The sequence below is a fragment of the Micromonospora sp. URMC 103 genome, from assembly GCF_051386435.1.
Taxonomy (GTDB): Bacteria; Actinomycetota; Actinomycetes; order Mycobacteriales; family Micromonosporaceae; genus Micromonospora.
On record NZ_JBPQTR010000004.1, the window covers coordinates 1,407,639 to 1,427,660 of the forward strand.

Genomic DNA, 20,022 nt, shown 5'->3' on the forward strand with positions numbered 1-20,022 from the left:
CTCAGCCGGCGGCGGAGAGCAGCGCCTCGCCGACATCGGTGCGGGCGCTGAGCAGCATCCGCCCCCGTCGGTGCGTCACCACGAGCCCGGCCGCCCGCAGCGCGGTGAGGTGCTGCGACACGCCGCCGGCCGACATTCCGGTGCGCCGGGCCAGCTTGGTGGTGCTCAGCGGCGCTTCCAGCTCGGCGAGCAGCCGCGCCCGACCGCGGCCGATCACGGCGGCCAGCGCGTCCGGCGCGGCGGCTGGGCGCTCCCATAGCGCGCCGATCCCGCGGGCCGGGTAGGCGAGCTGCGGGGCGTCCCCGGCCGAGATGCTCAGCACGGACGGCCACACGAACACCGACGGGACCAGCACGAGGCCCGGGCCGTCCGGGACGTCCGGGGCGAGGCAGTGCCGCTGTGCGATGAGCAGGGTGTCGTCCTCCCAGCGGACCTGCTGGTGCAGGTCGTTGAGGAGGCCGCCGGCGCCCTCCTCGGCGAGGCGGCGGGCCCGGGTGGCTACGTCGGCGTCGAGCAGCAGCCGGATGCGCGGCCAGTCGGGTGCGAGGGCGATCCGCCAGTAAGCCTCGACCTCGGCGGCCAGCCGCCGGAGTCCGGCCTCCGGGTCGGCGTAGAGGGCCGCGACGGCGGGACCGTGCTCGCCCGGGTAGAGGCGCAGGTGCGCGCGCACGGTGTCCGGTGGGGTGGCGACAAGCGCGGCCAGTTCGGCGGCGGGATCCGGGTTGAGGCCCGCCGGTGGCGGGGTGAGGAAGTCCGCCAGGTAGCCCGGCGGGGCCGGCACGAGCTGCCAGAGCAGACCGCCGTCGGGGCCGGCCAGTCCGGCCTCGGCCAGCCGTGGCCGGACCCGGCGCGCCCACGGCAGGTGGACGGCGTGCTCGCCCGGGTCCCGGAGCACCCGCACGCTGGCCACGACCTCCCACAGGCAGGAGACGGCGAACCGGATGCGGGCCACGGCGCCCGCCGACAGGCCGATCGCGACCATGCGTGCCCCCCGTCGATTTAGCTGGGGCTGAAACAATACTGCTGCCGCGCGGGTGCCCCGAGACTCGTCCCGTGACCGAACAGAACATCCGCGCCGAACTCTTCCGATCCCTGCACGTCCCGGGAACACCACTGGTCCTCGTCAACGCCTGGGACGCCGCGAGCGCCCGGATCGTGGCGGCCGCGGGGGCCCGCGCCGTGGCCACCACCAGCGCGGGCGCCTCCTGGAGCCTGGGCACGCCGGACGGCGACGCCCTCGGCCGTGAGGCGGCCGTCGACCTGGTGCGTCGCGTGGCCGCCGCGGTGCCCGTGCCGGTGAGCGCGGACATCGAGTCCGGGTACGGCGCCACGCCCGCGGAGGTCGCCGCGACCGTACGCGCGGTGATCGAAGCCGGTGCCGTCGGCGTCAACATCGAGGACGCGCGGCACGACGCCGGCTCGCCGCTGCGGGACGTGGCCGACCAGAGTGCCCGGATCGCGGCGGCGCGGGCGGCGGCCGACTCGGCCGGGGTGCCGCTCTTCGTCAACGCCCGGATCGACACGTTCCTGAGCGGCGTGGCCGGCGTCGACGAGACGGTGACCCGGGCCGTGGCGTACGTGGCGGCCGGCGCGGACGGGATCTTCGTGCCCGGGGTGACCGACCCGGCGACCGTCCGGGCCCTGGTCGAGGGGGTGCCGGCGCCGCTGAACGTCCTGGCCGGACCGGGCGCCCCGGCGGTGTCCGACCTCGCCGCGCTGGGCGTGGCCCGGGTGAGCCTCGGTTCGGCGGTGGCCGAGGCCGCGTACGCGGTGGCGCGCCGGGCCGCCGACGAGGCGTTCGGCGCGGGCACCTACCGGGCGCTCGCGGACGCCATCGACTACGGGACGCTCAACACGCTGATGGGATGACGGGGGACGGGCCGGTCACCTCGGACGAGACGACCGGCCCGTCGGGGCGTCCGCGGTCGCGACCGGTCAGCTCCGCCGGCGGCGACCGGTGCCCGCGCCTCACAGCGGCGGCGCGACGTCCCGGCGCTCCTCGACGCGGCGGTACTCCACCGGCTCGGTGGTGGTGACCACCTCGCGGCGACGGCGGCCCCAGATCATCGTGGTCATGAGAAGGCCGAGCACGCCGGCCGCCATGAGGATCCAGCCCACGACGTCGAGGTTGAGCCCGCCGAGGTTCGCGTCGAGCGCGAAGGTGAGGATCGCGCCGAGCGCGATCAGGAAGATGCTCGTTCCGATACCCACGACAGCCTCCTTGTCCTGGCAGTGGTGGTGCGCTGTCGAGGGCCTCTGTACCCCGGGGCGGATCGGCGCAACCACGGGGTTGCCGGGTCGGGCGCGAAGCGATCTTGGGTATCGGGTATGGTTCTCCCGTCGCCGGCGCTCGCCGGTGACGTGCGGACGTAGCGCAGTTGGTAGCGCATCACCTTGCCAAGGTGAGGGTCGCGGGTTCGAGTCCCGTCGTCCGCTCGCGACCCGCCCCGATGGTTGCCCGGTGCTGCCGGGTCCGGGCGGTGACCACGGGCGATTGGCGCAGTGGGAGCGCGCTTCCTTGACACGGAAGAGGTCACTGGTTCAAACCCAGTATCGCCCACCAGACGGATGAGCAGGACGAGCGGCTCGCCACCGGAGGACCGGTGGCGAGCCGTCGGCGTTCACGGCCCGGAGGCCGCCGTGACCCTCCCGCCCGGGAGCGGCCACGGCGGGCCCGGGATCACGGGACGATACGGACCGGCCCGCAGCCGAAGAACGTGAACGTGCCGGCCGCGGTGGTGAACTTACCGATCAGGCAGCCCTCGGTGTCACCGGCTGTGAAGCCGCCGTCGGCGGCGCGGAAGTGCAGCACCGCGTCGAGGTCGGCGTCGCGGGTCCGCTCGTCCAACTCGTAGCTGCGCTCGTCGTGCCGGCGGCCGTGCGTCTCGGCGCCGCCTCCGCCGCCGAGCACCACCGCCCGGGCCCCGAACCGGGCCGTGGGGGCGACGACGGTACGGGCGTCGAACGCGAGCGGGTTGCCGTACTCGCCCGCCGCCGTGGTCAGCACCGCGAGGGGCGTGTTGTTGCCGCCGGCGCCCAGGTTGATGCTGTTCGGGTCGCCGCCGGGCTTGACGTTGACGGTGACCGGCACCGCGCAGTCGACGGTGTGGGTGGTGGACCTCGTGTTGTTCCCCGCGACCAGGTCGACGTCGGCCGCGTGCACGGTCGCCACCGTCGAGGTGACGGTGACGGTCCGCAGGCCCGGCGCGTCGCACCGGACGGTCCACTGCCTGGTGTCGGTGACGTCGGCGCCCACGGCGACGCCGGGCAGCGTGGCCGTCTGCGTGGCCGGCGTGACGGTGAGACCCGGTCCGGCCACCGCGGTCGTGGTCAGCCCCGCGTCCGCCGGGCCGTCGGGGCCGTTGTTGGTGACGACGGTGGCGACCGAGATGGTGGCCGTCTGCCCGACCAGACCGATCGGCGGCGCGTCGGTCACGGTGACCGCCTCGACGGCGAGGTCCGCGCGGAGGCAGTCCTCGTCGTCCGGGTTGGCCAGGCAGAAGTCGTGGATCGCCTCGGTGAGGTCGGCCCGTACGATCTCGTCCTCGGCGGCGATGTCGGTGACGACGACCGTGGCGGCGTCCCGGTCGAACGGGGCGATCCAGCGACCCGACGCCCGCGGGTTGAGCCGCCGGGTCTCACCGCCGCCCGCCTTCTCGCCGAGCTCCCACATGGGGTGCCAGTCGTGGAACGTGTCGATCACTCCGCCCGACTCGCCGAGCACGTCGACCTTCGACAGCGGAGGGGCGCCCAGGTGCGATGGCGCGCGCTCATCCACCACCTCGACGTCGGTGACGGTCGCGTTGGCACGGCCGTCGAACGACACCCGTACGACGATCGACTTGGCCTCGTCCGCCGCCGCGTCGGCCGCGAAGTCCGGGATCGGTTCGAGGGTCGGGTCGTCGCCCGCCTCGGAGAAGGCCGGGGCGCCGGCCCACAGGGCGCCGCCCACGACGACCGGCAGCAGCCACCACGCCAGACGGCGGCGTGCGTTCGTTGTCCTGCGCATCGTCCTCATCCCCCTCAGCACTTCGCGCCGCGGCACTCGGCGAAGTACCACTCGATGCGTCTGATGTCCGCGGCCTGGGCCGTCGTGTTGTCGACCATCAGGTCGTTCGACCCCGGGTCGGAGACCGACCAGTCGAAGTCGTCCCAGTTCTCGATCTCCTCCTCGAACTCACGGCAGTCCGAGGCGGTGCGACCCAGGTCCGGCGCGTCGTCGGCGCAGTCCTCCGGCTCGTCGTACACGTTGGGGTAGACGTCCTGCTGGTAGTAACCGCCGTCGCAGCAGTACTCGTCGGCGAGCCCGAACGGGCGGTGCCCGGACTCGTGGCGGATCGTGCCGAAGCTGGTGTTCTCGCCGGAGAACACGTTCGAGCCGCCCATCGCGCAGTCGCGGAACGTGTCGACGTGCACGATCATCACGCTGTCGGCCCAGCCCGAGTCGGGTGCGACGTGGTCGCAGCCGTCCTCGGCCGGATCGGCCTGCCCGGTGCCGACCTGGAGCCAGAAGTTCATGGCGTCCTGGTGCACGAGGAACCGGTCGTAGCTGTAGAAGGAGTTGTAGATGATCTGCTGCACGTCGGCCTGGAACTGCGGGTCGGCGGCGCCGCTGTAGTCGTCCGAGTCGCCGACGAACACCCAGTCCACCCTGCTGTACGTGCTGCCGGTGTAGAGCACGGGCACCTCGTCGCCGGCGCCGGCCGTCGCGGCGACCGACCGCCAACCCGTGAAGATGGGTACGCCGCCGTCGACGCCGCGGCATCCGTAGCTGAAGCTGCCCCCGCCGGTGATGGTGTGGGTGTACGTGAGGGTGAGCGAGTTGCCGGCGCTCACCTTCGGGGCGGTGCGCTCGTTGACCCAGACCTCCAGCGTGTCGGCGCGGGTCGGGGCGAGCGCCCCGTCGAGGAACTCCGCGGTGATGGTGACGGTGTCGCCGACCTTCGGGAAGAGCGGGCTGTGCATGCACCGGATCCGGATGCCCGGCGCGGCCGGCGGCTCGGTGACCTCGACCCGCAGGCGGATGGACGCCGACTCGTCGGGAGTGCCGGTGCTCGTGAACACGCCGCAGCCGCCGTTCAGGTCACCGGTCACCGTGCAGGCGTTGAGGTCGAGCGTGAAGCTGAGCGCCTGGTCGGTGTCGTCGTCGTTGTCCGACGGGTCGTCCGGGTCGTCGCCGTCCGGGTCGAGGTCGGCGAGGTCGTCGTCGAAGCGCAGGAAGCCGTCCTCGTCGCGGATCTCCAGGTAGACGGGCACGGTGCCGCTGGACAGCGAGACCTGCTTGGAGAACTCCCAGTTCGGTTCGATCGTGTATGTGTCCTCGAACGGGTCGCTCGCGGGCGTGTCCTCGTTGTTGAACGACTCTCCGGCGATCTCGACGTAGCTGTAGAAGTCCGGGTCCTCCCCGAAGTCGTGGCCCTCCACCCGTTCGACGGTCACCCGGACCGTCATGTTGAGATCGGCCGCCGCCGCCGGGCTGCCCAGCACCAGGACCGGCAGCAGCGCGCTGACGAGGACCGGGACGATGGGGATCCCGCTGAGACGTCGTCGCCAGGCCCCGCGGGGCTCGGCCGCGTACACCACTTCGCTCATGCGCACCTCTTTCGCGCAGGCAGCCCGGACCCGCGAAGGTGGGCTGACGATGGTGGGAATCGCCTGGTGGGACGGCCAGGCTGGTCGCAGCGTAAGCGGGGAGTGAGGGCGTCAACCCGTACAGTCAGCTTCGCGATAGCGGTGTCGCCGGAAGCGCCGACACCGGGTTGGCCGTGCGGGTGGCGCCCGCCGTCGTCCGGCCCGGGCTGGTACCGGGAACCGGTCGGCGCCGACCGGAGGCCGTCAGTGCTGTCGGGCCGCCCGGCTCGCCCAGGCCGATCACGGTGTACTCGCGCGGCAACGCCAACATCGTCGCGGCGATGCACCGGCACGGGATCAAGCGGCTCGTCACGGTCAGTTCCAGCGTCCTGGACCCGACCTGGCGCCCGACCAGCGAGTTCTTCTTCAACACCGTCGTGGACCCGTTGGTGAACCGCAGGTTCGGTCGTACGGCGCACGATGACATGCGCCGGATGGAGTTCGTCGTGCGGGACAGCGGGCTCGACTGGACGATCGCGCGGCCCTCCGGCCTCTTCGACCACCACAGCGTGACGCGGTACCACGTCGAGGAGGACGTCGCCGACGGATTGTTCACGGCACGCTCGGACCTGGCGGCGAGCATGGTGGCCCAGTTGACCGACGACCGGTTCGCACGGCGGGCGATGGCCGTGATCACCACCGACGTCCGGCCCGGCGTCCTCGGTCTCATCTGGCGCGAGGTGGTGGCGAAGAAGAAGTGACCGGAAGTGTTCTGCCCTCGGCAGATCCGCTCACCGTGAACACCGGCCCGCTCCGCGGGGGCGAGCGGGCACAGTGGGCGCATGAGGATGCTGGTGCTCGGTGGTACGGGATTCGTGGGCGGGGCGACCGTGGCCGAGGCGGTGCGTCGCGGCTGGACGGTGACGGTGTTCAACCGGGGGCTGCACGGCGGCACGCCGGAGGGCGTACACCGGTTGCGGGGTGACCGGACGGCGCCGGGCGGGCTCGACGCCCTGACCGGCGGCGAGTGGGACCTCGTGGTGGACACGTGGGACGGCGCACCGCGCGCGGCCCTCGCCGCGGCCCGCGCGCTCGCCGACCGCGCGGGACGCTACGTCTACGTGTCCAGCGGATCGGTGTACGCCGAGCCGGTCGAGCCGGGCTCGGCCGAGGACGCGCCGGTCGTGGAGGCCGCCGCCGACGACGACGAGAGCGACTACGCGCGCAACAAGGCGGGCGCCGAGCGGGCCGTCCGGGCGGTGTTCGGCGAGCGGGCGCTGCTCGCCCGGGCCGGCCTGATCCTCGGGCCGGGCGAGGACATCGGCCGGCTGCCCTGGTGGCTCACGCGGATCGCCCGCGGCGGGGACGTGCTGGCCCCCGGCCCGGCCGACCTGCCGGTGCAGTACGTCGACGTCCGTGACCTGGCGGCCTGGCTGCTCGACGCGGGCGCGCGGGGCCGGTCGGGCGCCTACAACGTGGTGAGCCGGCCCGGCCACACCACGATGGGCGGCCTGCTCGACGCGTGCGTCACGGCGACCGGGTCGGACGCGCGACTGCGCTGGACGCCGCCGGAGCCGATCCTCGCGGCCGGCGTGACGCCCTGGAACGACCTGCCGGTCTGGATCCCGCCCGGCCACGAGTACCGGTGGTTGCAGGAGCGCGACGTCGCGCGCGCGTACGCCGCGGGGCTGACCTGCCGGCCGGTGGCCGAGACGGTCGAGGACACCTGGCGGTGGCTGGGGGAGGTGGGCGGCGTGCCGCCGCGCGCCGGCCGCCCGGCGCGGGCTCCGGTCGGTCTGGACCCGGCCCGGGAGGCGGCGCTGCTCGCGGCCGCCGCGGCCGGACCTGCCGGTGTGCCCTGAGCCGGGAGCGGTGGGCCGACCGACGGGGGCGGCCCACCGCGGGGCCGGCCGGTCGGAGCCCTTCTGCGTGGTCGGGACCGCGCGCCGACCGCAACTGTCACAGAACCATGACATGGCGCGGACGGCGCGCGGATCTGCCGGCCCGACCATGGCCACATGTATCCCTCGCTCACCCGGCAGCCGGTCGCCGGCCCGCCGCCGGCGCGACGGTTGCCGCTCAGCCACCGCGGCGCGCCGCCGGGCCAGTTGCTCGCGGCGGCCCTCGGCTCGCTGCTCGCGCTGGGGCTGACCTGCGGGGCGTTCCTCTGGACGCGGACCGGCCAGTGGCTGGACGGCCTGCTTCTGCCGCGTGCCGAGCGGGGCGGGAGTTACGAGCAGCGGACCGTCCTGCTCGGCCCCGCCAAGGCCGTGCTGGCCCTGTTCGGCAGCCCGTTGGTCCTGGCGCTCCTGCTCGGCGGGGTGCTGCTGGTGGGTCTGCTCCGGCGGCGGCCTGCGGCGGGTGTGGCAGGCGTCGGCCTGGTCCTCACGACGGTCGCCGTGGCCGGCGTGGCCAAGTCGCTGCTGCCCCGACCGGAGTTCCCGCTCGGCGACGGGAGCGCCCACAACAGCTTCCCGAGCGGCCACGTCTCCGCCGCGGCCGCCCTGCTGCTGGCGTTCCTGCTGGTCCTGCCGGGGCGTCCCCGACGGTGGCTCGCCGTGCCCGGGGCGGCGGGGGTCTCCGTGGTGGCCGCGGCCACGATGATCGCGGGGTGGCACCGGTTCAGCGACGCGCTCGGCGGCGTCCTGCTGGCCGTGGCGCTGTTCTGTCTGGCCGCGGCCGCGCTGGCAGGCGGGCCCGGCGGGGCCGGTGGCCAGGACCGGTGGGATGAGCCGCCCGGTGGGACGGGCGGGATGGCGGTGGGCGCCGTCGCGGTCGTGGGAGCGCTGCTGGCCGTCGTGTGTGCGGCGCCGCTGGAGGGCGGCCCTCTCCTCGCCGTCGTGGCGGCCACCGGGCTGACGGTGCTGGCCGTGGCCTCGGCGGTGTTCCTGCTCGACTCGGGCGGTCCGACCGTTGCGGGGATTCCCCCAAAGAGTCCGAGGAGTGGCGGGCAGGGGAGAATCTCCGTGGCGGGGCGGGAACCGGACGACAACCGGCGTCCCAAATGGTGAGACGGCAGAGTCGGCCTATGCTGCGATACTTGGCGACATGTCCCGGGTCCTGTTGATCGAAGACCACCAGACGGTGCGCGACGGGCTGCAACTGGCGCTCACCCGACACGGCCACACGGTGGACGCCGTGTCGACCGGCGAGCAGGGTCTGGACCGGTTGCGCGTGGCTCCGTCCGACGTCGTGGTGCTCGACCTCATGCTGCCCGGGATGGACGGGTTCGAGGTGTGCCGTCGCATCCGGGCCTCCGGAGACCTGCCGATCATCATGCTCACCGCCCGCAGCGACGACATGGACGTGGTGGCGGGCCTCGAGGCCGGCGCCGACGACTACGTCGTCAAACCGGTGCAGGCGCGGGTGCTCGAAGCGCGGATCCGCGCGGTGCTGCGGCGTACCGGCGGGGAGTCGCGGCGCACCGGCGGCGAGCAGGCGGCCCTGGAGCGGCACGGCGGCCTGACCATCGACCGGTCCGCCCTGGTGGTCAGCAAGGACGGGCTGCCGGTCAGCCTCGCCCCGACCGAGCTGCGCCTGCTGCTCGAACTCTCCCGCACGCCGGGCCGGGTGCTGAGCCGTCAGCAGCTGCTCGAGGCCGTGTGGGAGCACGGCTACCTCGGCGACTCGCGCCTCGTGGACGCCTGCGTGCAGCGGTTGCGCGCCAAGATCGAGGACGACTCGTCCGCGCCGGTCTTCGTCCAGACGGTGCGCGGGTTCGGCTACCGGTTCGGGCCGCTGTGAGCCGGTGGCGCTGGGCCGGTGGGCGGGCCTCGGGCCTGCGGGTCCGACTGCTGCTGGCGTTCGCGCTGCTCGGTGTGACCACCACGGCGGTGGTCGCCAGCGGAAGCTACTTCCAGGCGCGGCGGGTCATCCTCCAGCAGGCGCAGGACGCCGCCGTGGTGTCGCTGACCGACCAGCTCACCAAGGTCTACCCGATGCGCCAGCTTCCACCCACCCAGGCCGACCTCGACGAGATGGCCCAGCTCCTGTCCGACCGGGAGGGGTACGTGGTGGTGTACTACCACGACATGCGGGCCCAGACCGGCACCTTCGCGGACCCGTTCACCTCGGAGCTGCGGCGCACCGTCCAGGAGGGACGGGTCGCCTGGCAACGCGTCTCACTGGAGGGCGTACCCGTCCTGCTCATCGGGACCCAGCTGATGCTCGACCAGGCGGACGGCCCGCCCCGGCCGTCCGGGTTGGAGGTGTACGCCGTGCGCAGCCTGATCCCGGAACAGCGGAGCATCGACCAGCTCGCGACCCTCGCCTGGCTGACCGGAGGCCTCTCCCTCGCCCTCGCGGTCCTGCTCGCCCTGCTCGCCGCCGGCGGCGTGCTACGGCCCGTACGCGAACTGGGCCGGGCCGCGCAGCGGCTCGGCCAGGGCGACCTGACGACCCGGCTCGCCGTGCGGGGCACCGACGAGCTGGCCGACGTGGCGAGGACCTTCAACGACACCGCCCAGACGCTGGAACGGCAGGTCGGTGAGCTGCGCCGGATGGAGTCCGACGCCCGCCGCTTCGTGGCCGACGTGTCGCACGAACTCCGTACGCCGCTGGCCGCCATGACGGCGGTCACCGACGTCCTCGACGAGGAGGCGGACCGGCTGCCCGGCGACGCCGGCCGAGCCGCCCGCCTCGTCAGCCAGGAGACGCACAACCTCACCCGCCTCGTGGAGGACCTGATCGAGGTGAGCAGGTTCGACTCGGGGACCGCGCGGCTCGCCCTCGACGACGTCGACGTGGCCGCGGCGGTCACCGCGACGCTCCGGGTACGGGGCTGGGCCGACCGGGTGCGCGCGGACCTGCCGCCGGGGGTGATGGCGCGGGTCGATCCCCGCCGGCTGGACGTCATCGTCGCCAACCTGGTCGGCAACGCCTTCCGCCACGGCACGCCGCCGGTGTGGGTGCGCCTGCACACCGAACCGCACTGGTTCACCATCGAGGTCGGCGACCACGGCCCCGGCCTGGATCCGGAGGTGCTGCCGCACGTGTTCGACCGGTTCTACAAGGCGGACACCGCGCGCACCCGGTCCGAGGGCAGCGGCCTCGGTCTCGCCATCGCGTGGGAGAACGCCCGCCTGCACCGGTACGCCGGCCAGCCGGGTCGTCTCCTCGCCGGCAACGCGCCGGGCGGCGGCGCCGTGTTCACGCTCCGCCTGCCGTGCCTCGCCGACCCGGTGGGCACGGGAGGCGTACGGTGACCCGCCGCCCGGCCGTCCGGCCGCTGTTCGCCGGCGTGCTGGTGCTGCTGGCCCTGCTCGCGGCGGGCTGCGGGGTCCGGCCCAGCGACGTGATCGAGGGACGGCCGGCCCTGGGCGGACCGGCGGCCGGCATCAGCCTGTACCTGGTCCGGGACGGTGAGCTCGCGCTGGTCCTGCGCCCGAACCGGCAGAACCGCACGCCCACCGATGTGATCGGGCTGCTGGTCGCCGGTCCCGACGACAACGAGCGAAGCCAGGGGTTCACGACCGAGGTGCCGGCCAGCCTGGGCCGGACCGCGGCCCTGGGCCCGGTGACCGCGGGATCCGGGATCGGGGTGACGCTGTCGGGCCCGGTGGCCCCGTTGTCGGCGACCGCGGTCGACCAGATCGTCTGCACACTGCGCGACGCCGTCGGGAACGCGTCCGTCCGGATCACCGTCCGGGGATCCGACGGTGAGCGGCAAGCCGAGGTCTGCCCGCTCTACTGACGCCGGTAGTAGGCGTCGATGGGCACCCGCGCCTCGTCGAACAGGGCCGGGCCGTCCTGCGGCACGGTCGGCCAGGCGCCCGAGGGGTTGAGGTCGACGAACTGTTCCGTGGACAGCGCGTAGACGACCCGGCCGAGGCCGGACCGGACGATGCCGCCCGCACACATGCCGCACGGCTGGCAGCTCGTGTACATGGTGGTGCGCGCGGCGGTGTCCGGGTCGAGTTCGCGGGCCGCCCAGCGGGCGAGCTTCAGCTCCGGGTGGGCGCTGATGTCGTTGTCGCGCTGCACCGTGTTGTGCGCCTCGACGAGGATCGTGCCGTCCGGTCCGGCCAGCAGGGAGCCGTAGGGCGCGTCGCCCAGGGTGATGGCGTGCGCCGCGATGGCGATGGCCCGCCGCAGGAGTTCCTCGTCGGCGTGGGTGATCACGATGGTGTCCTCCGGTGGGTGGCCAGTGCGGTCAGCGCCTGCCAGGCCGTGTCCGGCCGGCGGGTCTCGTCCGGGTCTCCGTGGTAGGGGTCGAGCACGACGGCTTCGGCGCCGAGCTGACGAAGCTGGTCGAGGTCGTCGAGGACCTGCTCGACGGTGCCGACGCCCGCGAGCCGCGCGGGATCGTCGACCGGTGTGCTGGTCAGCCGCAGGGCGATGCGGGGCGTGAGTGCGGGCAGCGCGTGCTTCGCCACGGCGGCGCGCAGCCAGGGGAGGGTGACCCGCAGCGGGTGCCAGGCGTCGCCGAAGCGGACCGCGCGCCGGATCGCCACGTCGCTGTTGCCGCCGACCCAGATGGGCGCCGGGACGGCGTCGCGCAGTGCGGCCAGGTGATCGTCGGTCAGCTTGCCGCGCTCGGCGAACGGCACGCCCAGCGCCTCGAACTCCTGCCGTGCCCAGCCCACGCCGACCCCGAGCACGAACCGACCGTCGCTGAGCTGGGAGAGGTTCGTGGCCATGCGCGCCACCAGCAGGGGGTGTCGGTAGGGCAGCACGAGCACGGTCGTGCCCAGCCGCAGCCGGGTGGTGACTCCGGCCAGCCAGGACAGCGTGGTGAACGGCTCGTAGAACGGCTCCGGGTACTGCTGCGCCACGTCCGGGGTGACGGCCACGTGGTCCGACATCATGAGCAGGTCGAAGCCGAGCCCTTCCACGATCCGCGCCCACTCACGCAGCACCCCCGGATCGGTGCCGGGCCCGAAGTTCGGCACGTTGACGCCCAGTTGCATGACGTCAGGCTATCCGGGTGATCGACCACCGTGGAACAAGCTTCTCGCGGCAGAGCCGGCATTGCGCCGGGAAAGGCCCGGTAGATTGGCGCGATGACCGGGAATCTCGACGACGTCGATTGGGCCATCGTCGACCAGTTGCAGCAGGACGCGCGCATCTCCCTCAGCGAGTTGGGGCGGCGCGTGAGCCTCAGCCCGTCGGCCACCACCGAGCGGGTGCGGCACCTGGAGGCGCGGGGTGTCATCTCCGGCTACCGGGCGGTGGTCGACCTCGCCAAGGTCGGCTATCCGGTGCTCGCCGTCGTCCGGTTGAAGTACCCGGGCAACCGCCACCAGCCGTTGCACCGCCTGCTCGCCGAGCGCCGGGAGATCCTGGAGTGTCTCCGCACCACCGGCGACGACTGCTACACGCTGAAGGTGGCGGCGACGTCCATGGGCCACCTCGAGACGCTCGTGGACGAGCTGGCGGCCTTCGGCAGCACGACCACCAGCGTCGTCTACAACCAGACCCTGCCCTACCGCGGGCCCGCCCGGCCCTGACCGCGAGCCCCGTCGGGATCCGTGCCTCGTCACGCCAGGTCGACCGGGCCGTAGCGGGTCCGGTCGGCCCCCGTGGTGACTGCCCAGTAGCGGTCGCCGTACGACCAGTGCCACCACTCGGTCGGGTAGTTCACGAATCCGGCCGCCAGCAGGGCCGCGCCGAGGACGGTCCGGTTGCGCCGCGCCTCTGCCGGGACGAGGGGAGACCACGTGAAGCAGGCGTCGGCGCTCGCCACCGGGCTGGCGTTGACGGCCGTGCCCATGTCGAGTTCGCGCCCGTCCCCGGTGCACAGCGTGAGGTCGACGGTGCCGCCCGTGCTGTGCGGAGCGACCTCGGGCGGCGAGATGTACTTGCTGGCCTCGACGTGCAGACGCTCCGCGTTCCAGTCGGGGTGCCGCCGGCGCAGCTCCTCCCGGTACTCCTCGAAGTAGGCGGTCTGGAGCGCGAGCGGCCGGTACCCCTCCACGATCAGCAGGCGCAGCCCGTCGGGCAGGGACCGCTGGGCGGCCAGCAGGCGTTCGGCGGTCCCCTCCCGCAGGCGCGCGTACGCGCCGGCCGGGTCGGCCAGCCGGTCGTCGACGCGGAGTTCGGGGATCTCGCGCAGGTCGACCAGGGTCTCCCCGCTGTGGCCCAGCGGAACGGCGGCGATCCGCGGGTCGGAGAGCAGGATCACGACGCGGCTCCCACGGGGTCGGTGCCGGGCCGCGCCGGTCGGGCGGACACGCCGGGGCGGGCGCGGCCGTGGTCGGACAGTGCCCCGGCGACCAGGATGTCGAGCAGGTCGGGGAACTCGATGCCGGCCGCGCGCCAGATCTGGGGATACTGCGACGCGCTCGTGAAGCCGGGGAACGTGTTGACCTCGTTGACGATGGGCTCCGTGTCGCCCGTCGCCGGGAGGAACAGGTCGACCCGGAGCAGCCCGCGGCAGCCGAGGGCCGCGAAGGCGCGTACCGCCCGGTCCTGGAGCAGGGCGGTGGTGGCGGGATCGAGCGGGGCGGGGATCTGGAAGACGGCCCCGCCGTCGTACTTGGCGTCGTAGTCGAAGAAGCCGGCCCCCGTGACGCTGATCTCCAGGGGCGGGCCGGCCTCCACCCGGCCGTCGGGGTGCTGGAGGACGGCCACGTCGATCTCCCGCCCGTGTGCCGCCTCCTCGACGAGCACCTTCGGATCGAACTCCCGCGCCCGGTCCAGCGCGGCGGGCAACTCCGCCCAGTCGTCCACCCTCGCGACGCCCAGGCTGGAGCCGGCCCGCGCGGGCTTGACGAAGACGGGCAGGCCCCACCGCCGCCGCTCGGCCGCGGAGGGTTCCTCGCCGGGGCGCAGGGTCACGCCGCGGCTGACCCGCAGCCCCTCCGCGGCGAGGAGCTTCTTGGTGACCGCCTTGTCCATCCCGGCCGCGCTGGCGAGGACGCCGTTGCCCACGTACGGCACGCCGAGCCATTCCAGCATCGACGCGACCGTGCCGTCCTCGCCGTAGGGGCCGTGCAGGGCCGGGAACACCACGTCCTGCGCCGCGAGCACGCGCAGGGCCGAGGCCAGTGGCACGGCGCGGCCGTCCACGTGCCACCCGCCGTCCCGGCCGATGAGCACCTCGGTGACCCGGTACCGGTCGCGGTCCAGCGCTGCGAGGATGCTCTCCGCCGAGTGCCGCGACACGTCGTGTTCGCCGCTCTGCCCGCCGTACAGCACCGCCACTCGCCAACTCATCCGTTCTCCGCCTCTCCGTGCAGGTATGCGCGGACCACCCGTGGCCCGACGCCCGTCAAGATCTCATTCGGGATGGTGCCCGCCCACCGCGCCCACTCGGCGACCGTCGGGGGAGCGCCGTCGCCGCCGTCGGGGCCGAACACCACGGCCGGGTCGCCGACCGCCACGGGGAGGTCCCCGGCGTCGACCACGCACTGGTCCATGGCGATCCGTCCCACGATCGGGCAGCGCCGGTCGCCGAGCCACACGGCGGCCCGACCCCCGGCGGCCCGGGGCAGCCCGTCGGCGTACCCGAGGGGCAGCAGCGCCAGGGTCGTCGGCCGTTCCGTCACGTGGGCGGGCCCGTAGGAGACGCCCGTTCCGGCCGGCACGCGCTTCACGTTGACCACGGTCGTACGCAGGGTCATGGCGGCGCGTAGCCCGTACCTGCCGGGCCCGGCCGCGCCGAACGGGTCCACGCCGTACAGGGCCAGCCCGATGCGGCAGAGGTCGAAGCGGGTCGGTGGCGCGGACAGGGCGGCCGCCGAGTTGGCCAGGTGCACGAGGTCGGGGTCGAGGCCGGTGCTTCTGGCGACCCGCAGCGCCTCCTCGAAGGCCGCCACCTGCCGCGCCGCGCCGGGGCTCCCCGGTACGTCCGCGTCGGCCAGGTGGGACCACACCCCGCGCACCCGGAGGCAGCCCTCCAGCTCGTACTTCCGGGCCCAACCGACCAGCTCGGGCCAGTCGTCCCCGGCGGCGCCGTTGCGGGACAACCCGGTGTCCACCTTGAGCTGCACCGTGGCCGGCACGCCGAGCCGGCGGGCCGCGTCGACGACCGCGTGCAGGTGGGTCGGCGTCGACACACCGACGTCGACGTCCGCGGCGACCAGCGCGGCGAAGTCCTCGTCCGGGCGGTGCAACCAGCTCAGGGTGGGCGCCGTGACGCCCGCCGCGCGCAGGGCCAGGGCCTCTCCCGCGGAGGTCACGCCCAACCAGCTCGCACCAGCGCCGAGCGCGGCCCGCGCCACCATCGCGGCCCCGTGCCCGAACCCGTCCGCCTTCACGACGGCCATCACCTCGCGGTCGGCGACCGCCGCGACCGTCCGCACGTTGTGGGCGATGGCCGCGAGGTCGACCACCGCCTCGGCCAGCGCGGTCATCGCGCCGGCTCCACACGGCGGCCGGGGAGGTCGAACAGCCAGGTCGCGCCCACGGCCCGCAGGCCGCGGTGGATGGCGAGGCTCGCGGCGATCACCAGCGCGGTCACCAGGATCGGGTAGCCGAGCACGAGCAGGCCTCTGGCCGGCCCGGCCGAGCCCGGACAGCGGCGCGACGAGCAGCCGGTGCAGCACAGCGAGGACCGGCAGGTGGATGACGTAGACGGGCAGGGTGGTGCGGCCGAGCGTGGCGATCGGGGCGCTGAGCGCGGAACGCCGGCACAGGTGGGCCGCCGCCGTGATGCCGAACGCGACCGCCACGACCGAGACCAGCGGCCACACGCCGAGCCAGCGCTGGGCGCCGGCCGCGGCCATCGCGGCGAGGGCCAGCGCGTACGCGCCCGCGGTCAGCACGAGCCGACGCCGGGTGGCCGTGGCCGCCCACCGCCCGATGTGGGGCCGCAGGTGCAGGCCGGCGAGGAAGAAGATCAGGTTCTGGTAGAGGCCGCCGCGGTTGCCGGGGGTGTTGAGCAGTCCCGCGGCGGCCGCCGCGGACAGGGCCGCGGCCGGCACGAGGACCAGCGCGCGGGGCGCCCGGCGTACGGCCTTCGCGAACGCGAGATAGAGCGCGAGGGCGTACAGGTACCAGAGGTTGGAGGGTGTGACGGTGAGCTGCTCCAGCAGGCCGAGGGCGGACGTGGCGCGGTCGGTCGGGAAGCCCGGTACGGCCGCGAGGACAGCCGTGTGGACGAGCAGCCAGGCGGCGTACAGGTAGAGGAACCGGGCGATCCGGCTCCGCGCGACGACCCGCCAGGGCCGGTGGAGGGCGTTCGTGGCGAAGACACCGGAGATGGTGAAGAACAGCGGCATCCGCAGCGGCAGCAGCTGCTCGCCCAGCGTGCCCCACAGACCCGGCACGGGTGCGCCGACGTGCCAGTCGATCTGCAAATAGTCCTTGACGATGACGTGCCACGCGACCACGAGGACGATGCAGGCGCCCTTCGCGGTGTCGGCCCACTGCGCGCGGGGCGCCCGGGCCGGCCCGGGGCCAGACGCCGTGCTCGCGGGCGCTGCCGGCACGGCGGCGGGAGATAGCTGTCGGATCACCTGACCGAAGGTGGCAGCCCCATGTCCTCGGGCGATCCGCGAAATGTCACGAGCCGGTAATGGAGTCGACGGCGCCGGCCCGCGCCGACCTGCGGTATTCGCGCGGCGAGACACCGGTGGTGCGCTTGAACGCCACGCTGAGCGCGCTCTCCGAGCCGTACCCGACCGTTCGGGCGATGCTGGACAGGGTGTCGTCGCTGCGGCGGACGCGGTCGGCGGCGAGCTCGATCCGCCAGCCCGTCAGATACTCAAGTGGACCGCGGCCGACGACCTCCCGGAACCGGGCGGCCAGCGTCGACCGGGAGACCGCGGCGACCCGGGCCAGCTCGGCCACGGTCCAGGGCTGGGCCGGGCGTGCGTGCATGGCCCGCAGCGCGGGGGCGACCACGGGATCGACGAGACCGGCCAGCCAGCCGGCCCCGCCGGCCCGGGCGAGGTGCAGGCGCAGGATGCGGATGAGCATGACGAGGGCGAGGTGTTCGGCGACCAGCGTGCCGCCCAGCGACGCCGTCCGCAGCTCGCTGTCGATCTCCCGGATCGCCCAGCGTACGGTCGCGGCCTCCGGCGTCCCGGCGGGCACGTGGATGACCGGCGGCAGCGCGTCGAGGAGCAGTACGCGGGCGCGTCCCGTGAAGGAGAAGGCGCCGCCTATGAGGAAAACGTCCTCGCCGGTGCCGGCACGCGCGACACCCTCGATGGTGGCCGTGAAGATCGGTTCCGCTGGTTCGGGTGGGGTGTCCGGGTCGCTGGCCAGGGTGAACGCCACGGGTCGGGTCAACAGGAAGCAGTCGCCCTCGGTGAGGTCCAGCGGCTCCGGCACACCGTCGACCCGCAGCAGGCAGCTGCCGCGCCGGACGGAGTTGAACTTGACGCCGGCCGGCGGGTCGAAGCGGACCGCCCAGCGGCCGCCGCCCGCGAGTGAGGTGGACAGGTGACTGGTCGCGCCGACCAGCGCCAGCACGTCCTCCAACGGATCCACGTTCCGCCCCCCCAAGTTCCGCCCTCCTGGACGCCTGCTAAAGATTATCGGATTCTGGGCTACAGGCAGTCCAGCGGTCCGTACGTAGCGTGGTTGCCATGACCCAGACAAGACTCCGCACCCCGTTCACCGCCCGCGCCACCGCCGCCGAAATCATCGACGGCGTCGACCTCACCGGTCGCCGCGTCGTCGTCACCGGCGGCGCCTCCGGCATCGGCACCGAGACCGTGCGCGCCCTGGCCGGGGCCGGGGCGGACGTCACCGTCGCCACCCGCAACCCGGCGAGCGCCGACAGCCTCGTGGCCGAGTTCGCCGGAACCGGCCCCGGCGTCGTACGGGCGGCCGCCCTCGACCTTTCCGACCTCGCCTCGGTCGACGCGTTCGTGGCGGCCTGGGAGGGGCCCCTGGACGCGCTCGTCGCCAACGCCGGGATCATGGCGATCCCCACGCGGCAGCTCACCCCGCAGGGCTGGGAGCTCCAACTCGGCACCAACTACCTCGGCCACTTCGCACTCGTCCGTGGCCTGCACGACAACCTGCGCGCCGCCGGCTCCGCCCGGGTGGTGATCGTCAGTTCCGGGGCGCACCTGTGGGGCGGGTTCGACTTCGACGACCCGCAGTTCGAGCGGCGGCCGTACGACCCGTGGTCGGCGTACGCCCAGTCGAAGACCGCGGACGTCCTGCTCGCCGTCGGCATCGCCCGGCGTTGGGCCGCCGACGGCATCACCGCCAACGCGCTCAACCCCGGCTACATCAACACCAACCTCCAGCGCCACATCGACGACGAGGCGTTGCGCGGCTTCGGGGTGCTGGACGAGGCGGGCAACCGGATCGACCTGCCGCACTACAAGACACCCGCCCAGGGCGCCGCGACGTCGGTGCTGCTGGCGGCCTCGCCGCTGGTGGAGGGCGTCACCGGCCGGTACCTCGAGGACAACCAGGAGCCCGAGATCGTGACCCCCGGCCGCGACGCCACCGGCGGTGTAGCCGCGTACGCGTTGGACCAGGCCGCGGCCGACCGCCTCTGGGAGTACGCGGAGCGCGCGCTCGGGTCCCGCTGACACGGCGCCCGGTCGCCGGGCTGGCCGTGACCGGTCGGCCCGGCGTCAGCCGTGCTCGCCGCGGACCGCGGAGGTGTCCACCACCTGCTCACCGGCGGGCCGCGGCGCGGGCGGCGCGCCGGGGGCCGTCCGGTCGGCGATGCCCAGGCGCAGCACGAGGTACGGGAAGCCGAGCCCGCCGAGCAGGCCCCGCAGCGCCTGCCGGGCGCCCTCGACCTCCACGACCCCCCGCACCGGGGCCACCGCCACGCCCAGTCGGGTGGCGGTCAGCCAGGCGGCGGACAGCGCCTCGCCGCCGCGCAGCCAGCTGTCCGGCTCGTCCTCGTCGCCGTAGAGCAGGGCGTAGGCGGCCGCACCGCCGTCGGTGGCCTCGCCGGCGCCGGCGCGCGCGACGGCCCCGGCCAGCCCGGCCGCCTGGTCGCCGTCGAGGATCTGCAACCGGCCGCCCTCCGCGGCGACCGCGCGGGTGATCTCACCGATCGCGCTCGTCGGCACCGGTTCGTCGCTCACCGGCCGGTGGTCGGCGTGCCGGGCCGGCATGCACCGCACGAGCCGGGTCGCGTCCGGGTCGGGGTCGGTGCGGCGCAGGCCGCTCAGCCGGGCCAGCAGCTCGGGGTCACCCGGATCGGGCAGCCGCTCCACCACCGGCGTCCAGCCCTCGGCCGCGAGCGCCACCCGGGCGTGGTGCAGGGCGGCGCCGCAGCCGATCGCGAGCAGCCGCCCCTCCGGGTCGGTGGCCGCGAGCCGCCGGTCGGAAGCGGTCCGCAGCTCCAGGGCGTCGGGCAGCACCTGCCACCGCCACGGCCGGGCGTCGTGCACCGTGGGGGCGTGCTGCGCGGCCGCGGCGGCCTCCGCGAGCGCGGTGGCCGACGGTCGGTCGGTGGGGCTCTCCTGGCTCATCGTCACGACCTTTCGTCTGTGGCCGTCGCGCCCGGGGGGGCGGCGGTCCGCCGTTCCATCCTGCGCCACCCCGCCGGGTCCCGCACGGTACGCGGCCCCGGCGGGACGCCGT

At 74.2% G+C, this 20,022-nt stretch carries 20 protein-coding genes and 2 tRNA genes; 11 read left to right on the plus strand and 11 right to left on the minus strand.

All coding sequences use genetic code 11. The features are described 5' to 3' along the window. Position 1: 1 nt before the first annotated feature. Positions 2-982, minus strand: coding sequence for a helix-turn-helix domain-containing protein (locus ACSNOA_RS10160; protein WP_436657700.1), 981 nt, complete (start codon positions 980-982; stop codon positions 2-4). Between the two features lie 71 nt (positions 983-1,053). Between ACSNOA_RS10160 and ACSNOA_RS10165 the strand changes: the two genes are divergently transcribed. After that, positions 1,054-1,869 (plus strand): isocitrate lyase/PEP mutase family protein, encoded by an 816-nt coding sequence (locus ACSNOA_RS10165; protein WP_436657701.1) that lies wholly within the window; start codon positions 1,054-1,056, stop codon positions 1,867-1,869. A 99-nt stretch (positions 1,870-1,968) separates the two neighbouring features. On the opposite strand, the gene ACSNOA_RS10170 is transcribed toward ACSNOA_RS10165, so the two are convergent. Continuing rightward, a complete protein-coding gene (locus ACSNOA_RS10170; RefSeq protein ID WP_436657702.1) occupies positions 1,969-2,211 on the minus strand; it encodes a DUF6458 family protein in 243 nt (80 codons plus the stop codon). 152 nt (positions 2,212-2,363) lie between these two features. Here ACSNOA_RS10170 and ACSNOA_RS10175 point away from each other — a divergent pair. Together ACSNOA_RS10175 and ACSNOA_RS10180 are read left to right on the plus strand one after the other, a co-directional pair. Further along, positions 2,364-2,436, plus strand: a tRNA-Gly gene (locus tag ACSNOA_RS10175). 52 nt (positions 2,437-2,488) lie between these two features. Then, positions 2,489-2,563: transfer RNA gene (locus tag ACSNOA_RS10180), tRNA-Val, on the plus strand. A 117-nt stretch (positions 2,564-2,680) separates the two neighbouring features. Here ACSNOA_RS10180 and ACSNOA_RS10185 read toward each other — a convergent pair. Together ACSNOA_RS10185 and ACSNOA_RS10190 are read right to left on the minus strand one after the other, a co-directional pair. Further along, positions 2,681-4,009, minus strand: a complete 1,329-nt coding sequence (locus ACSNOA_RS10185; RefSeq protein WP_436657703.1) for a hypothetical protein — start codon at positions 4,007-4,009, stop codon at positions 2,681-2,683. Positions 4,010-4,023: 14 nt separating this feature from the next. Continuing rightward, positions 4,024-5,592: a hypothetical protein gene (locus ACSNOA_RS10190; protein ID WP_436657704.1), complete on the minus strand. Its 1,569-nt coding sequence runs from the start codon at positions 5,590-5,592 to the stop codon at positions 4,024-4,026. A 179-nt stretch (positions 5,593-5,771) separates the two neighbouring features. On the opposite strand from ACSNOA_RS10190, the gene ACSNOA_RS10195 reads away from it, so the two are divergent. From ACSNOA_RS10195 to ACSNOA_RS10220, 6 genes are all read left to right on the plus strand, one after another. Then, positions 5,772-6,332, plus strand: a complete 561-nt coding sequence (locus tag ACSNOA_RS10195; RefSeq protein WP_436658371.1) for an NAD(P)-dependent oxidoreductase — start codon at positions 5,772-5,774, stop codon at positions 6,330-6,332. Positions 6,333-6,413: 81 nt separating this feature from the next. Further along, positions 6,414-7,433 (plus strand): NAD-dependent epimerase/dehydratase family protein, encoded by a 1,020-nt coding sequence (locus ACSNOA_RS10200; RefSeq protein ID WP_436657705.1) that lies wholly within the window; start codon positions 6,414-6,416, stop codon positions 7,431-7,433. Positions 7,434-7,589: 156 nt separating this feature from the next. Then, a complete protein-coding gene (locus ACSNOA_RS10205) occupies positions 7,590-8,582 on the plus strand; it encodes a phosphatase PAP2 family protein (protein ID WP_436657706.1) in 993 nt (330 codons plus the stop codon). A gap of 37 nt (positions 8,583-8,619) precedes the next feature. Then, a complete protein-coding gene (locus ACSNOA_RS10210) occupies positions 8,620-9,315 on the plus strand; it encodes a response regulator (protein WP_436657707.1) in 696 nt (231 codons plus the stop codon). Continuing rightward, positions 9,312-10,775: an ATP-binding protein gene (locus tag ACSNOA_RS10215; RefSeq protein WP_436657708.1), complete on the plus strand. Its 1,464-nt coding sequence runs from the start codon at positions 9,312-9,314 to the stop codon at positions 10,773-10,775. The genes ACSNOA_RS10210 and ACSNOA_RS10215 overlap by 4 nt, the downstream gene beginning before the upstream one ends. Beyond that, positions 10,772-11,263: a GerMN domain-containing protein gene (locus tag ACSNOA_RS10220; RefSeq protein WP_436657709.1), complete on the plus strand. Its 492-nt coding sequence runs from the start codon at positions 10,772-10,774 to the stop codon at positions 11,261-11,263. Before ACSNOA_RS10215 ends, ACSNOA_RS10220 begins: the two co-directional genes overlap by 4 nt. On the opposite strand, the gene ACSNOA_RS10225 is transcribed toward ACSNOA_RS10220, so the two are convergent. Continuing rightward, complete coding sequence (locus tag ACSNOA_RS10225; protein WP_436657710.1) at positions 11,257-11,691, minus strand: nucleoside deaminase; 435 nt, start codon at positions 11,689-11,691, stop codon at positions 11,257-11,259. The two genes, ACSNOA_RS10220 and ACSNOA_RS10225, sit on opposite strands and share 7 nt — an antisense overlap. Further along, the gene (locus ACSNOA_RS10230) at positions 11,688-12,479 is read right to left on the minus strand and encodes an LLM class flavin-dependent oxidoreductase (RefSeq protein WP_436657711.1); all 792 of its coding nucleotides are present in this window, start codon (positions 12,477-12,479) and stop codon (positions 11,688-11,690) included. Before ACSNOA_RS10230 ends, ACSNOA_RS10225 begins: the two co-directional genes overlap by 4 nt. A 93-nt stretch (positions 12,480-12,572) precedes the next feature. On the opposite strand from ACSNOA_RS10230, the gene ACSNOA_RS10235 reads away from it, so the two are divergent. Further along, entirely contained in the window at positions 12,573-13,019 is a 447-nt protein-coding gene (locus ACSNOA_RS10235) for an Lrp/AsnC family transcriptional regulator (protein WP_436657712.1), read from the plus strand. A gap of 29 nt (positions 13,020-13,048) precedes the next feature. Here the strand turns inward: ACSNOA_RS10235 and ACSNOA_RS10240 are convergent, their stop codons facing one another. From ACSNOA_RS10240 to ACSNOA_RS10255, 4 genes are read right to left on the minus strand one after another with little or no spacing between them, the layout of a single operon-like run. Next, positions 13,049-13,693 (minus strand): M15 family metallopeptidase, encoded by a 645-nt coding sequence (locus tag ACSNOA_RS10240; protein WP_436657713.1) that lies wholly within the window; start codon positions 13,691-13,693, stop codon positions 13,049-13,051. Further along, positions 13,690-14,727, minus strand: a complete 1,038-nt coding sequence (locus tag ACSNOA_RS10245; RefSeq protein WP_436657714.1) for a D-alanine--D-alanine ligase family protein — start codon at positions 14,725-14,727, stop codon at positions 13,690-13,692. Before ACSNOA_RS10245 ends, ACSNOA_RS10240 begins: the two co-directional genes overlap by 4 nt. After that, positions 14,724-16,970 (minus strand): alanine racemase, encoded by a 2,247-nt coding sequence (alr, locus tag ACSNOA_RS10250; protein ID WP_436657715.1) that lies wholly within the window; start codon positions 16,968-16,970, stop codon positions 14,724-14,726. The genes ACSNOA_RS10245 and alr overlap by 4 nt, the downstream gene beginning before the upstream one ends. A gap of 46 nt (positions 16,971-17,016) precedes the next feature. Continuing rightward, positions 17,017-17,949, minus strand: a complete 933-nt coding sequence (locus ACSNOA_RS10255) for a cupin domain-containing protein (protein ID WP_436657716.1) — start codon at positions 17,947-17,949, stop codon at positions 17,017-17,019. A 98-nt stretch (positions 17,950-18,047) separates the two neighbouring features. Here ACSNOA_RS10255 and ACSNOA_RS10260 point away from each other — a divergent pair, with 98 nt between their 5' ends. Continuing rightward, entirely contained in the window at positions 18,048-19,010 is a 963-nt protein-coding gene (locus tag ACSNOA_RS10260; protein ID WP_436657717.1) for an SDR family NAD(P)-dependent oxidoreductase, read from the plus strand. Between the two features lie 45 nt (positions 19,011-19,055). On the opposite strand, the gene ACSNOA_RS10265 is transcribed toward ACSNOA_RS10260, so the two are convergent. Further along, on the minus strand, positions 19,056-19,910 hold the full coding sequence (locus ACSNOA_RS10265; protein WP_436657718.1) for a nitroreductase: 855 nt from the start codon (positions 19,908-19,910) through the stop codon (positions 19,056-19,058). Positions 19,911-20,022: the final 112 nt, after the last annotated feature.

Bases quoted from the DNA above. Each gene is read 5' to 3' on its own strand.
- ACSNOA_RS10235 (WP_436657712.1), top strand. From the start codon at position 12,573: ATGACCGGGAATCTCGACGACGTCGATTGGGCCATCGTCGACCAGTTG.
- ACSNOA_RS10185 (WP_436657703.1), bottom strand. From the start codon at position 4,009: ATGCGCAGGACAACGAACGCACGCCGCCGTCTGGCGTGGTGGCTGCTG.
- ACSNOA_RS10200 (WP_436657705.1), top strand. From the start codon at position 6,414: ATGAGGATGCTGGTGCTCGGTGGTACGGGATTCGTGGGCGGGGCGACC.
- ACSNOA_RS10190 (WP_436657704.1), bottom strand. From the start codon at position 5,592: ATGAGCGAAGTGGTGTACGCGGCCGAGCCCCGCGGGGCCTGGCGACGA.
- ACSNOA_RS10260 (WP_436657717.1), top strand. From the start codon at position 18,048: ATGACCCAGACAAGACTCCGCACCCCGTTCACCGCCCGCGCCACCGCC.
- ACSNOA_RS10205 (WP_436657706.1), top strand. From the start codon at position 7,590: ATGTATCCCTCGCTCACCCGGCAGCCGGTCGCCGGCCCGCCGCCGGCG.
- ACSNOA_RS10210 (WP_436657707.1), top strand. From the start codon at position 8,620: ATGTCCCGGGTCCTGTTGATCGAAGACCACCAGACGGTGCGCGACGGG.
- ACSNOA_RS10245 (WP_436657714.1), bottom strand. From the start codon at position 14,727: ATGAGTTGGCGAGTGGCGGTGCTGTACGGCGGGCAGAGCGGCGAACAC.
- ACSNOA_RS10160 (WP_436657700.1), bottom strand. From the start codon at position 982: ATGGTCGCGATCGGCCTGTCGGCGGGCGCCGTGGCCCGCATCCGGTTC.
- ACSNOA_RS10265 (WP_436657718.1), bottom strand. From the start codon at position 19,910: ATGAGCCAGGAGAGCCCCACCGACCGACCGTCGGCCACCGCGCTCGCG.
- ACSNOA_RS10230 (WP_436657711.1), bottom strand. From the start codon at position 12,479: ATGCAACTGGGCGTCAACGTGCCGAACTTCGGGCCCGGCACCGATCCG.